The sequence below is a fragment of the Dactylosporangium maewongense genome, assembly GCF_039531485.1.
GTDB lineage: Bacteria > Actinomycetota > Actinomycetes > Mycobacteriales > Micromonosporaceae > Dactylosporangium > Dactylosporangium maewongense.
The window spans coordinates 76,794-89,337 of sequence record NZ_BAAAQD010000033.1 but is presented as its reverse complement, the minus strand read 5'-3'; the positions used below and the strand labels follow the sequence as shown (position 1 = coordinate 89,337).

The window sequence follows — 12,544 nt, the reverse complement described above, 5'->3', positions numbered from 1 at the left end:
TCCGTGTTCATGTCCGCGAGCCCACCATCGTCTCGATTTAGGACACGGCGACGCGACGCGGTCGCTGACCCACAGCAGAACTTCTCGTCCACAATTCTGCTCGACGTCGACCAGGGGGCCTGCCAACCTCACGGCACCGCTCTGGCATTGCAGGCGATCGGGGCGCCAAAGCCGAGGCCCGGTCGGTTCCTCGCCAACGACCGGGCCCACCACGGTGCCTGCCCTCGCACGAACGCGTGGTCGGGGCCTGGATGCGAAGCTTGCAGTCGTGGCAAGGTGCACCGCCTCTCAGGCGCGACATTTCCGCTCACACGTGTCGCCGTCGGATCACGTTGTCCGCTGCCGTCCTGCAGATCGAGGACTCCAATCCGCACGGTCCCGCACGCACCGCAGCGCCGCAGCCCGTCGAGGTCTTCGGTGAAGTCAGCGTTCGCGCCGTCTCTCCCACCTGATGCCTGTGCAGCCCTAGCGGAGCGGCGTGCCCGCGGGATGGCCATCGGCGTCGCGCCTCACAGCGGAATGTCGTCGGGCAGGCTCCAGGGAGATTCGTGTGAGGTGTCTCCGCCCGCGCACATGGTGCGGCCGGTAGCGTCAAGCCGGCGAATGCTGGTGCCGTCGAAGAGGTATGTCGCCGAGTAGGTGCGATCGACCGGCGTTCCATCAGCCAGCCGTTGGTGATCGGGGCTGGTGGTTTCCTTTGCCGCTAGGACTGTCCACAGCAGACATTGCTGGTTCGCGGCAAGCGCCGGGCCGAGCGCCTCGGCGGTCACGTGGACGCTGTCGGGACCCACGCCGCGAGCTGCGAAGCTCTCCGCCGCCAACGTGCCCGCCCTTCCCCACTGGAAATCGCCGACACGCTCCAGGCTCAGCGCCAAGCAGAACGCGGTCGACGGCAGGAACGTGTACAGGTGCTTGCTCGCCGACTGGTCCCAGTCGCCGACACCGCCGTATCGGGTCGTGGCAACGACGAGGGTCCCCGGCAGGGGCGATTGCCCGTCGTGGGTGCCGTCGTGTCCGTTCAGGCTGGGCCAGTCTGACTTGTACGGGTGATCGGCGAGCAGTCGGCCGGTCGGGCTACCCGATTCGGGCATCCATCGGCCGTTCCAATCTTGGCCTCGGGCCCATCGCGCCCAGGCGTCAGCGTCCGCGGCGTCGACGAGGTACGAGCGGACTTGGGCCCACATCGTGTGGTGCGGTGTTCCCGCGGCTGCGTCCTCTGGGTGCTGCGGCTGCGACCACAGATAGTCGCCTTCCAGAACGAGCCACGTTGTGCCCACCTCGTCCGTGCAGACGAGCAGACGGTCGACCGGTGGGATGTGCTCGTCGTTAATTGCCCAGTCGGGATCGAGGTGGTCGGGGAACGTGACGTCGACGGGTGCGTACCAGGTGGCTGGGGTGTCCGCGTAGACCCGGTTCTCCGTTCGGCGTTGCAGCATCGTCGGATCGATGTCGTGGCCGCGGCCATCCAGCGGCGTTTCGTATCGGGTTCGTCGGTCGTCGCGGCGGCGCGGGTCGAGTTCGTACCGATCGGTCGTCCGCCCGACGAGTTGTCTGAACGCTATCCAGATGTACTTCTGTGCGTATCCCTCATGCTTCTTGCCGTCCGGTGAGGTGGCGCGGGGAAGGCTGCGGTCAATGGCACCGAAGCGTTCCGGTGTCCATCCGAGTTGGAGCGCGTGCTCGAACAGGATCATGCCGAGGTGATCCGCACTAACGCCGCGGTCCTTCTTGAAGCTGTGTACCAGGGAGTCGACGACGTACTTGCGGAAGTCGTTGAAGTCGGACATCACGGGATGGTGGACGGCACTGTACCGAAAGTCGGGCGGACCGGCCAGTTCCTTGATCTCGGCCTTCGACCGCTTCGGCGCGATCCAGTCGGACGTGTAGGGCGGGTGGACACGCGTGGCGAGGTCCTCGATACCCGGTTGCCAGCCGTGTTCCAGTGCGGCGTCGATGACCCGGCGTGCGTAGTCACGGCTGAGGTAGTTCTGCGGCCAGTACTCACGGCCAAGGGTGGAGTTCAGTACCGCCTCGGCGATGCCGATCGCGGTGGCTGGGTTGCGGGTGCGTTGGGCGATGCCGCAGCCGACGGCCAGCAGCCTTTCCTCGATGTAGTCGTCGCCGTTGCCGGCGAGCCGATGCAGGATCGGCTGGTACAGGTGTGGTGCCGGTTCTAGCAGCGCGATGATCGCCTTCGTGGCGTTGTCTCGCGTGGGCCGATGTGAGCAGGACAACGCCCAGGACAGGGTGAGTGCCGCGAGGTGGCGGGTCTCGTCGTTGGCCCCGCAGCTGGCGTCGGACCAAGCCCAGTCGATCAGGCCGGGGAGATGACCGTCGATCTCGTCCTGGCGGTCGCAAAAGTACGACCAGGTCACATCCCGTTCAGGGAGGGTGAGTCCAGCGAGTTGGCGGTGGAGCCACTCGGCGTTGAGTGGATGGCCCGGGACGGTGGCGATTTGCACGACCGCGTTGTTGGCGTGGTCGGTGAAGTCCGGGTTGCGCTGGAGCTCCACGAGGATCTCCACCGTGCGATCACTGACCGCGTCGGGCTTGCGCCAGCCGATACTGAGTAGGAAGTCGGTGTGCGCGCCGTGGTGGTAGTCGCCGGGTGGGATCTGCAGGAGGTCGACCAGTTCGACGCCGCACGCTTCGGGGAGGACCGCGGCCAGGGCCTGCAGCACACCGGCGTGTGTCCACCACCGCTCGGCCAGCCGGCTCACGTCGCCCTTCACCTCATCAAGGTCGTTCGCTGCGATGAGCTTCGCCAGGGCGATGTCGCCGAGCCGTTCGTACCCGAATCGGATGTAGTCGGTGCCGTCGATCGAGAGGTCCGCCAGGATCGCCTCCTTCAACAGCCCGTTGAGCAGGCTTTGGCTCCACTTGCCGTGCGGGAGCAGCGATGACGTGATCCGGTCCACGTCTGCCCTGGGTAGCCTGCGCCCTCGGGTGTGCATGGCGGCGGCGATCTGCTCGACGGCGCGCCGGACGAGTCCCCTGCTGCGGTCGTAGTCGCAGCGCTCCGCGGCCGAGAGCCGGATGTCCATCGCGTCGAGGAAGCTGTCGTAGATCCACGACGTTCCGATGCCGGTGCGGGGGAAGCGGTGCTCGCCGCGGGCCTGCAGTGCCGTGCAGAGGAGTTTGAGGAACAGCGGGTTGGTGAACTCCGGGTCCATCAGCGGGAACGAGGGCCGCTCGATTCCGTACCAGTCGAGGAACTGCCGGATCGCGTCGCGAGGAACTTCCTCGAATCCGGTGTGCTGGAACGCAGGAAGCCGGCCCTGCAACACATCTGACAGGGTGTCGGCGAGAAACTCGGTGCGGCAGGACAGGACGAGCCGGATGTGCCGGTACTTGGCGACCTCGTTGAGGAAGGAAGACAGGTATCTGTTCCACAGTGCCCGGTCCGTTGGTTCGTTCAGCCCATCGATGATGACCAGGCCGACTTCGCCGGCGGCCTGGCAGGCGGCGTCGAACGTCGTCAGCAGGTGGCCGGCCGGACTGTGGAAACCGATGATCCTGCCCAGGTCAGCTTCGATGGGACCATGTTCGAAGTGCTCACCGAGCGCGATGATCGTTGGCAGGCCGTTCGCGGCTCGGGTCCTGGCGAGGTCACACAGCAAGTGGGTCTTGCCCGCGCCGCCTGTGCCGGTCACCAGGATCGCGGTCGTGGCGAAACTGCGCCATGCTCGGCTGGCGCGCACCTCGCGCAACCGGGCGACAGCTGAACGAATCGCCGCGATCTGGCTGTGCAGGCTGCCTGCGTTGCCGATGTAGTAGCGACCGCGCTGTCGAAGGAGGTCGGCGACGTTCTCCAAGGGCTTATGGATGGACTCGATGGCCGGGGTGGGGTCGGGCAACACCCCGTGCGGCAGGCGGGCTTGCACCGCAGCGTCGGCCAATAGTTCGTCGAGGTGGTCGAGGCGCTCATCCAGGACGGCGGTCGCTGACTCGAACAGGTCTGGACGTTCTTCTGGTGTCGACAGACCGTAGATGCTTCGGGCCTTGCGGAGGGCGGCCAGCGCGCTTCGGATCTCGTGTTCGAACGCCCGGGTGCGGGCGAGGCCGTCGAAGACGGCGGCGATCGGTAGCTCGACGTTCAGCTCGGGGGTGTATCGGCCCCCTGCGTCGGCTTCGGCCCGAGCTGCGATCTCGCGGAACCGATCCCCGGAGAATACGTCCAGATCGAACCAGTAGCGCAGCCGCCCGGCCTGTGACGACTGGAGCAGGCACTCGTTGAGCTGGGTTTCGCCGAGGTACTCGAACGTCACGGTCATGCCGGCCGCTGCGGCTGCGGCTTTCCACTTCGTGACGTGCTCATTCCATTTGGTCCACGCACTTTTGGCCTTGGCGGTATCGCCGCCGGGCCTGTTGTACGGCAGGAGCACGTAGTACCGCTCCAGGGTGGATTCGGTCGTGAGGACTCGGCGGACGGACTTGTCGATCTGCGTGAACGCGTCGTCGTCGAGCGTGAACAGGTACTTCGTCTGCCATCCCCAGGTCGCACCACCGGGCAGCTGCCCTCGCCCTTCCCGACCTCCGTCGGGATTGCCAAACGTCGCGAACGTGGTGCCGGCCGGCCACGTGACCAAACCGCCGTAGATCATCAGTTGGTTGCCGAGCTCCTCAAACCCATCACGACGCGACCCAGACGGTGCTTTGCCACGGATTTGATGCCAGTTGATCTCAGGGAGCTGGGTCACGAGGTCTCGCAGTTCGCCACGACTTGGAGCGCTGGATACGGTCTGAAGCGACTACTGTACTGGCCTCTGAGCGCTTGGCCGTCTCGTCCACCGGCTGTCGGCTCGCGCGTCGCGGATGAAGGTCCCGAACGGCTTGTCCATAGTCGTCGTAGCCGTACGACCAAGGCCAGCACCGGGCGGATGAACCTGCGCAGTCACGGCGGCGGGAGTCGCGGCGGACGGGCCATCCGCACGATCGGCGACACCAGCAGCACAGACTGCGCCCTGCTCGCGGCCCGTAATCTAGGCTCGACTCTATTGATCATGATCATGGCCTACCGAGCAGGCTCGTCGAGCGGTCGGCACTACGGGTGCCGGTACTCCACCGTTCATGAACAGATCTGTTCATGGTGCACATGCACGTAGATGTCGCATGATCCCTGCTGAGCATGATGTCTACCCCACCAGCATCAACGATGCCGGTGGTGCGCCGTTCGCGACGCCGGCCACCCGCCCGGAGACAAAGGGCGCAGGAAGTCGCGACGAAGGGCAACAAACGTACGCCGAGTCGCGTGCGTAACAGAAAGCAGAGCGGGGGTGCGTCTCATGGCAGTGCACGAAGCGCCGGATTCGGTGGATGGTGGCGTGACAGGCGGTCAGCTACCCGAGCGTTTGCCGACGGCTGAGGAGGTCCGGGCGATGACGCCTGGACAGCGGATCTTCCACTACCGGAATCTGCGTGGGTACTCGCAGGCGGATCTGGTTGGTCGGATGCGGTTGGTCGCGAATCGCTACCGCAGGTGCGGCGTTGACCGTCGGCAGATCTCGCGATGGGAGAACGGCAACCACACGCCGGATCCGTACAGCCGCCATCTGCTTGCGGAAGCATTGGGTATCACTGTTGACGACCTCGGCCTCGCACCGAATCCCTACTTCAGGTAGGAAGCCACGCACGCTCTGTAGCAGGCCCGCGACGACCATTCTGGGGCTCTCAAGACTGGTGTCGGGCCGTACCTGCCAGCGGTTGGACGGACATCCTAGGAACGGCGGGTCCGTCCACTCGAACGGCGGCGCCGGCGGCGTTCTTCTCGGCCGGCCTCGCGAACCGAGACGAAGATTGACGGGTCGTTGCGCGCAGTGCGCAGTTCCGAACCGTCACGGCAACCACCCGAGCACCCGTAGGTGGCGTTACGTCCATGTCGCAGGCGCTGTCAGCGATCCGTTGTTCAACAGGTGCACGCGGTCGGCGGCATTGCTGTGAGGACCGCTGAGGCTGTCGGTCAGCAGCACCGCAACGTGTTGTGTCGCCAGTTCACGGATCAGCTGCTGCAGCTTGACAACGAGGTCGGCAGCCAGGCCTTCGGTGGCTTCATCAAGGAGCAGGACCTTCGGGTTCTTGGCGAGCGCGCAGGCGATTGCGAGGACCTGGCGTTCGCCGCCAGAGAGTGAGTCGACCGGTTGGCGGAGGCGGTGTGGGAGCCAGGGCGCCAGCCTGAGCACGGCGTGCGGGAGTTGGTCGACGGATGCGCCGGCGGTCCGGAGTTGGTCGCTGACGCTCAGGTGCGGAGCTGGTGGCCGTTGTTGCGGGACGGTGCCGAGCCCGGCCGCCGCTCGGCGTGCGGGTGTGAGGGTGGTGATGTCGAGCCCGGTCATGGTGATTCGGGTTGGTGGATACACAGGAAGGACACCTGTCAGTGCCCTGATGAGCGTGCTGCGCCCGGCTCCGTCTCGGCCGACGATCGCGACGACTTCGCCCGGCTGGACGGACAAGTCGATGTCGCGAAGCACGTGGTGGCCCTGGTATCCGGCGTTGAGGTCGGCGATGAGCAGTGCAGTTGGTCCTCGACTGGCAGACGCGGGGACCGATGGGCGTCTGTGGGCATGGTCGGCAGGCGAGGCGGTGCGCTGATGCATGCGGGCATCCGCGAAGACAGCTGTGGGTGTGCCGTCGAGGATGGGTTTGCCGTGGTCCAGCACGGTGACCGCGGTGGCCGTGGTGGTGACGAGTGCGCGGCTGTGGTCGGTCATGAGGATGGTCGTGGTGTCGGCGACGCCGAGCAGCCGGTTCAGGAGTTGAGCGGTTTCGTGTTGGTCAAGTCCTGCGCTTGGTTCGTCGAGGATGAGCAGCCGCGGACGTGGTGCGAGGGCGGTGATCAGTTCGAGGAGCCGCCGCTGTCCGTACGGAAGGTGACCGGCGAGGGTCGCTGCGTCGTGTAGCCCGGCGTTGTGCAGCAGTTCGGCTGCTGCGGTGCGGGCGTTACGGAGCCTCGTGCGTCGGATAGCCAGCGCGACGTTGTCGATGGCGGTGAGCGATTCGATGATGGCCGGGTGTTGCCAGGTGCGCGTCATTCCGTGCTGTGCGCGTCGGTGCAGCGGCAGCCTGGTGACGTCGACGCCGTCGTAGAGGATGCGGCCCTGGCTCGGCCGGGCCGTGCCGGTGATGAGGCCGAGGAGTGTGGTTTTGCCGGCGCCGTTGGCGCCGATGATGGCGTGCCGGGTGGCGCTATCGACTGTGAGGTCGACGTCGTCGAGTATGACGTTGGGGCCGTAGCGGTGGGTCAAGCCCTGGACTTCGACGACGATGCCGCTCATGACTGCCTTCCGTTCGGCCGGTTTCGCAGGCGGTTGGGCAGCATCCCGTCCAGCTCTGCGGCAAGCGGGTTGGTGAGGTTTCGGATGCAGGCTGCGGCGAGAAAGAAGATCCCGAGCAGCGCAGCGGCGTGTCCGGCGAAGGCGATGGGTGCGATGAGATCCCGGACGGCGATGACGATGGCGGCTCCGAGCATGGCGCCGGTTTGTGTTCGCGTGCCGATGAGGGCTGCGAGGAGGGCGAGCGCGGAGACGATGAATCCGCCGTCGATCGGGGCGATGGTGTGTCGGGTGGTGACGAGGAGCGCGCCGGCGGTGCCGGCGACTGCTCCTGCGAGGGTGTAGGCGAGCCAGAGGTGGGCGCCGACTGGATGACCGTTGGCTCGGGTGCGTGCTTCGTTGTCGGCGGCTGCGCGCAGGGCCAGCCCGAATCGGGTGCGTAGCAGCAGGGCCAGGGCTGCGCTGATGATGAGGGTGCACGTGAGGGCGTACAGGTAGAGGTATCCGGTGACGGTGACGGGCGGCGTGCCGGGTACCACCGTGATTGGTGCGACGGTTTGTCCGGCGTCGCCGGCGGTGATCGGCACGGCGCGGCTCGCGATCGTCTGTGCCAGCGTGCCGACCGCGAGCGTGACAATGAGGAACGTCGTGCCGCGGGTTCGGGTGGCAATAACACCGACGGCTGCGGCGGCGAGCGCGCCGCCAAGCGCTGCGGCGAAGAGTTGGGCTGGGCCGTTACTGGTGAGGGTGCGGCTGACGGCGGCGGCGGTGTATCCGCCGATGATGAGGTAGGCGCCCTGTCCGAGTGTCGGCAGGCCGGCGACGACGGTCAACAGGTAGGCCGAGCTCGCCAGCAAGCCGAGGACGAGTGCATACGAGGCGAGCGAAATGGTGTAGGCGTCCAGAATCCAAGGGGCGGCGACCGCCGCGACGCCAAGGGCGGGGACGGTTGCCTGTCGGGTTCGGCGACGTCGGTGACCTTGGTTCGGCGTTCTGGTCGCTGGCAGGGCCGCTGAGGTGGTCATGTGACCCGTCTCCGTAGGAGCGTGCTCCGGGTCCGCCATGCCAGGCCGAGGATGAGCAGTACGAACAGCAGAAACGGCGCGGCGGCTGGCCAGGCTGCGGAGGCGGTGGTCTGGATCTGCCCGACAGCGAGGGCGGCGAAGAGTGTGCCGAGGGTGGAGCCCAGGCCGCCGGCGACGACGATGATGAGTGACAGGGTGAGCATCGTCGCGTCGAGACCTGGTGAGGGTCCCAGTACGGGCGCACCGAGGACGCCGGCGCCGACCGCCACGGCGCTGCCGGCGGCCATGACGACGGCTTGGATTCGGCGTGGTTCGACCCCGAGGGTGGCGACGTACTCGGCGTCGGCGGCGATCGCACGGACCAGCACGCCGGTGCGGCTGCGCTCGACCAGGAGGTAAAGCGCCAGAGCGAGGAGCGCGGCGACGGCGATGAGCGCCAGCCGGTAGGCGGGGTACGACCGTCCGAGCAGGGTGACCGATCCGGCGAGGCCGGGGGGCGCTTCCACGGCTCGTGGTTGTGCGCCGTATCCGGTGGTCAGTAGGTCGACCAGGATCAGTCCGATGCCGATGGTGGCCAGGCCCTGGTCCAGGTGGCCGCGCAGGTGCCTGAGGAGTTCGGCGAGGGCACCGCCGGCCGCGGCGCCGGTCACAAGGCCGACGGTCAGGGCGAGGAGCATCCCGGTCCAGGTGCCTTCGGCAGCGAGCCACCAGGCGAGACAGGTGCCTGCGAGGTACAGGGCGCCGTGGCCGAGTTGGAAGACTCCGGCAACGCCGAGGGACAGGCTGAGACCGGCGGCGACGCAGTAGAGCAGCAGCCCGAATGCGACGCCGTCCAGAATGATGATGATATCGCCGGTCATGTGATGGCCTGTCGCCTCGACGTCATGTCCGGTCAGCCGCCGACGGTGGCGAGGTCGGCTTTGACGACAGTGTTGGCCACGCTCGTGCCGGCTGCCTCGACCCGGCGGACGCACCAGACCTGGATCGGTGTGTGGGTGGTCGGGTTCATCGTCCAGCGGCCGCGGGGGCTGGTGACCTCACCGACCTTGCCGATCGCGGTGTTGATGGCGTCGGAGGTGGCGGTTGCACCGGCTGCGGCGATGGCTTTGTCGAGGAGTTCGCCGGCGGCGTACATGGTTTCGACGAAGACGTTGGGTGCGGCGCCGTTGTTCTTGGCTTTGTACGCCTGGACGAAGGCGGCGTTGGCGGTGTTGGGCAGTGTCGGGTCGTAGTTGGCGATCGTCGTGATGCCGGTGGCGGCTGTTCCTGCTGCCGTCAGGGCGGCGCCTTCGGTCAGGAACGCCGGCCCGTACAGCGGGAGGCCGACACCGAATTGGCTGTATTGCTTGACGAAGGCGATCGCTGGTGCGCCGGCGTAGAACGCGTACACGGCTTTCGCACCGGAGTCTTTGATCTTGGCGAGCCAGGGGCCGAAGTTGCCGTCGCCGGGCCAGGGCGTGTAGGTCGGCTGTTCACCTGGGTTCGCCAGTTTGCCGCCTGCGGCGGTGTATGCCGCTACGAATCCGCCGATCTGATCCTTGCCGCCCTGGTAGTCGGGCCCGATGACGTATACGGGTCCGTCGACTGTTGCCTTGACGTACGGTCCTGCCGCTGTGCCGTAGTCGGTGGACTGGAACGACGTGTGCCAGGTGTAGGAGACGTCTTGCAGGGTGCTCGGCCTGCCGCCGACGCCGACGAAGGGGATCTTCGCCGCCGTCGCGGGTCCGGCAACGTTGATCACGGCGTCGGCGTTGGCGACGCCGACGATCACGTCGACCTTGTCGGAGGTGATGAGTTTGTCCGCTGCGGCGCGGGCAGTGGGGCCGCCGTCGCCTTCGTCGGCGACCACGAACCGGATGGGGTGTCCACCGATCTTGCTGCCGTGGGCGTCGACGTAGGCGTTCCACCCTTTCAGCATGTCCACGCCGATGGGTTGGTACGGACCGGACTGGGGCACGACGACACCCACGACCAGTTCGTCGTTGCCGCCTGCCTTGTCTTCGCCGCCCAAGCTGGAGCCTGAGCAGCCTGCGAGTGTCAGAATTGCCGCCGCCGCCGTTGACACGACCACATGCCGAACTGTGCGATGCAAGCGCATCGTCGTCCTCCCCGTTGAATGTGCTGTCGTTGGCTTACGTTTGAACCTGTTGCGTTTGACAATGATCCGAATCCTGCATGGCGCGTGCATGAATCAGTGGCCGCCAGTGGCCCTTGCGAGAATCAGCTGATTGGCCGATGTCTTTTTCCCGACTCGCTGGGACGATGCCGTCATGCAATCGGTCGGGGGATGTGCGTCATTGGTGGATTTAGGGTCAGGCGTGTATGCCTACCTGCATTCCGATAACGGCTGGGGCCACAGCAATGCCGGGATTGTGGTAGGTAACGGCAGCAGCCTCCTGGTCGACACGCAGTACACGTTGCCGATGACACGCGCTCTCATTGCCGCGATGGACGACGTCGGCATTCCCCCGGTTGCCGCCGTTGTCAACACCCACGCCAACGGCGATCACTGCTGGGGCAACGAACTCTTCCCCGATGCCGAGGTCATCGCTTCGGCCGCAACAGCCGAATCGATGCCTCACGACTTTCCGCCGGCGCTGATGAAGGCGCTGCTGAGCGACGAGCGTCAGTCGACGGCGGCTGGCCGCTACACCCGGCTGCACTTCAGCGCCTTCGACTTCAGCGACATCACGGTCACGGTGCCGACGAGGTCGTTCACCGGCAGTCTGGATCTCGATGTCGGCGGACGTGCGGTGGAACTGCTGGAGGTGGGCCCGGCTCATTCTGAGGGTGACGTCATCGTGCACGTCGCTGACGCTGGCGTCGTGCTGGCCGGCGACATCCTCTTCGCCGACCATCCGGTGATGTGGGCTGGCCCCCTGGAGAACTGGATAGCCGCCTGCGATCGCATCCTCGAGACCGGCGCGACCCGCATCGTTCCCGGCCACGGCCCGGTCGTCGGGCCGGAGGGTGTCACGGCGTTCCGCGGGTACCTGGAGCACATCAACCGCGGCATCGCCGACGGCTTCCAGCGCGGCTTGCCGTACTGGCAGACCGCCGCCGAGCTGCCACTCGGGCCGCACGAGCACCTTGCGCTGCCCGAACGTCTCGTCGCTACCACCGCGGCCGCCTATCGCCATCTGGGCGCTCCGCCGGTTCCACCGCCGGAGATCCTGGAGCGCATGGCTGTCGCGTTCTTCGACGCGCCGGCCCGGCAGCTCATGGCGTCGCACGATTGACCCGATCGACCGGAATCAGCATCATCACGCGGAACCCGACGGCGCGCAGGGCGGTCATTGCGACGATCTCGACCAGCTCGGGTCCGTCGAAGTCGGGCACGTGCATCAGGCGCCGATCGCCGTCCGGGTGCAGGTGCACCTCGGCGTCCTCGTCCCAGATGCGACGTGCGTCCGCGTTCTGCTCCAGGATCTGGCGGATCACCTCCTGCAGGCGCTCGTTGTCCGGGTGCCGGGCAATAGCCGCGCGTAGCTGCGCCAGCATGGGCGGATACCAGACCTCGAGCTGGTTGACGAGCTGCAGCTTGCTTTCTGGGTACAGGAACGGCCAGGCCATGATGTTCGGCTCGTAGTCCAGGTGCGGAAACCACCGCGCCATGTGCTCGTTGCAGAACAGGACGTCCCAGGCGTCATCTGATACGTAGGCTGGCCACGGTTGGGCGTCGACGATCGTCCGTAGCGCGGCGAACTGTTCGCCAACCGGAATCGCACGCGGGGGATCCGGCTCCCGGCCGAGCACCAGCATGTACAGCACTGCGCGCTCTTCCCTGCTGAGCCGGAGCGCCAGCGCGAGCCGCTTGATGAACTCCTCTGAGTACGCCGCCGCTCTGCCTCGCTCCAGGTCCGCATACCATCGGACCGAGACGCCGGTCAGGTGTGCAACGTTTTCCTGACTCAGGAATTTCTTCGTCGGCGACGCATTTCCATACAGCAGCCCTGGAATGTCTTTTGGTCTGATTCTTCGCCGCCATTGCGGCAGTAGTTGGCGCAGTTGCTCCCCAGGCGCCAGCTCTGCCGTGTCCACTGTGCCGTTCACAGTTCCTTCACCATTTCTTCACTACGACAGGCTCAGCCTGCCCGTCGCCACGGCCTCTGGATGGCCCCGTCACCATGCCTCTCACCTGCGAAGCGTCACGTCGACACGGAACGCGAAGATCACTCACCCGAAGGAACAGTTTCTATCCGCCACATTCCGCCTTGTCAATAACAATCTGTACACCCGGGCGTCCAGAAA

8 protein-coding genes are annotated in these 12,544 nt (G+C 66.3%); 2 read left to right on the top strand and 6 right to left on the bottom strand.

Annotation, left to right across the window (positions count from 1 at the left end):
- Positions 1-509 precede the first annotated feature (509 nt).
- Complete coding sequence (locus tag ABD332_RS50415; RefSeq protein ID WP_344512577.1) at positions 510-4,700, bottom strand: NACHT domain-containing protein; 4,191 nt, start codon at positions 4,698-4,700, stop codon at positions 510-512.
- Positions 4,701-5,285: 585 nt separating this feature from the next.
- Between ABD332_RS50415 and ABD332_RS50410 the strand changes: the two genes are divergently transcribed.
- On the top strand, positions 5,286-5,621 hold the full coding sequence (locus ABD332_RS50410) for a helix-turn-helix transcriptional regulator (protein ID WP_344512575.1): 336 nt from the start codon (positions 5,286-5,288) through the stop codon (positions 5,619-5,621).
- A gap of 246 nt (positions 5,622-5,867) precedes the next feature.
- On the opposite strand, the gene ABD332_RS50405 is transcribed toward ABD332_RS50410, so the two are convergent.
- Genes ABD332_RS50405 through ABD332_RS50390 form a run of 4 tightly spaced genes read right to left on the bottom strand, consistent with a single transcriptional unit; the run spans position 5,868 to position 10,364 of the window.
- Positions 5,868-7,271: an ATP-binding cassette domain-containing protein gene (locus tag ABD332_RS50405; RefSeq protein WP_344512573.1), complete on the bottom strand. Its 1,404-nt coding sequence runs from the start codon at positions 7,269-7,271 to the stop codon at positions 5,868-5,870.
- The gene (locus ABD332_RS50400) at positions 7,268-8,293 is read right to left on the bottom strand and encodes a branched-chain amino acid ABC transporter permease (RefSeq protein WP_344512572.1); all 1,026 of its coding nucleotides are present in this window, start codon (positions 8,291-8,293) and stop codon (positions 7,268-7,270) included. Before ABD332_RS50400 ends, ABD332_RS50405 begins: the two co-directional genes overlap by 4 nt.
- Complete coding sequence (locus ABD332_RS50395; protein WP_344512570.1) at positions 8,290-9,153, bottom strand: branched-chain amino acid ABC transporter permease; 864 nt, start codon at positions 9,151-9,153, stop codon at positions 8,290-8,292. The genes ABD332_RS50400 and ABD332_RS50395 overlap by 4 nt, the downstream gene beginning before the upstream one ends.
- A gap of 32 nt (positions 9,154-9,185) precedes the next feature.
- Positions 9,186-10,364, bottom strand: a complete 1,179-nt coding sequence (locus ABD332_RS50390) for an ABC transporter substrate-binding protein (RefSeq protein WP_344512568.1) — start codon at positions 10,362-10,364, stop codon at positions 9,186-9,188.
- A 247-nt stretch (positions 10,365-10,611) separates the two neighbouring features.
- Between ABD332_RS50390 and ABD332_RS50385 the strand changes: the two genes are divergently transcribed.
- Positions 10,612-11,532, top strand: a complete 921-nt coding sequence (locus tag ABD332_RS50385; protein ID WP_344512566.1) for an MBL fold metallo-hydrolase — start codon at positions 10,612-10,614, stop codon at positions 11,530-11,532.
- On the opposite strand, the gene ABD332_RS50380 is transcribed toward ABD332_RS50385, so the two are convergent.
- A complete protein-coding gene (locus ABD332_RS50380; protein WP_344512564.1) occupies positions 11,513-12,346 on the bottom strand; it encodes an MmyB family transcriptional regulator in 834 nt (277 codons plus the stop codon). The two genes, ABD332_RS50385 and ABD332_RS50380, sit on opposite strands and share 20 nt — an antisense overlap.
- Between the last annotated feature and the right edge of the window lie 198 nt (positions 12,347-12,544).

Excerpts from the sequence above, each read along its gene's own strand:
- ABD332_RS50395 (WP_344512570.1), bottom strand. The coding sequence starts at position 9,153 with ATGACCGGCGATATCATCATCATTCTGGACGGCGTCGCATTCGGGCTG.
- ABD332_RS50410 (WP_344512575.1), top strand. The coding sequence starts at position 5,286 with ATGGCAGTGCACGAAGCGCCGGATTCGGTGGATGGTGGCGTGACAGGC.
- ABD332_RS50405 (WP_344512573.1), bottom strand. The coding sequence starts at position 7,271 with ATGAGCGGCATCGTCGTCGAAGTCCAGGGCTTGACCCACCGCTACGGC.
- ABD332_RS50400 (WP_344512572.1), bottom strand. The coding sequence starts at position 8,293 with ATGACCACCTCAGCGGCCCTGCCAGCGACCAGAACGCCGAACCAAGGT.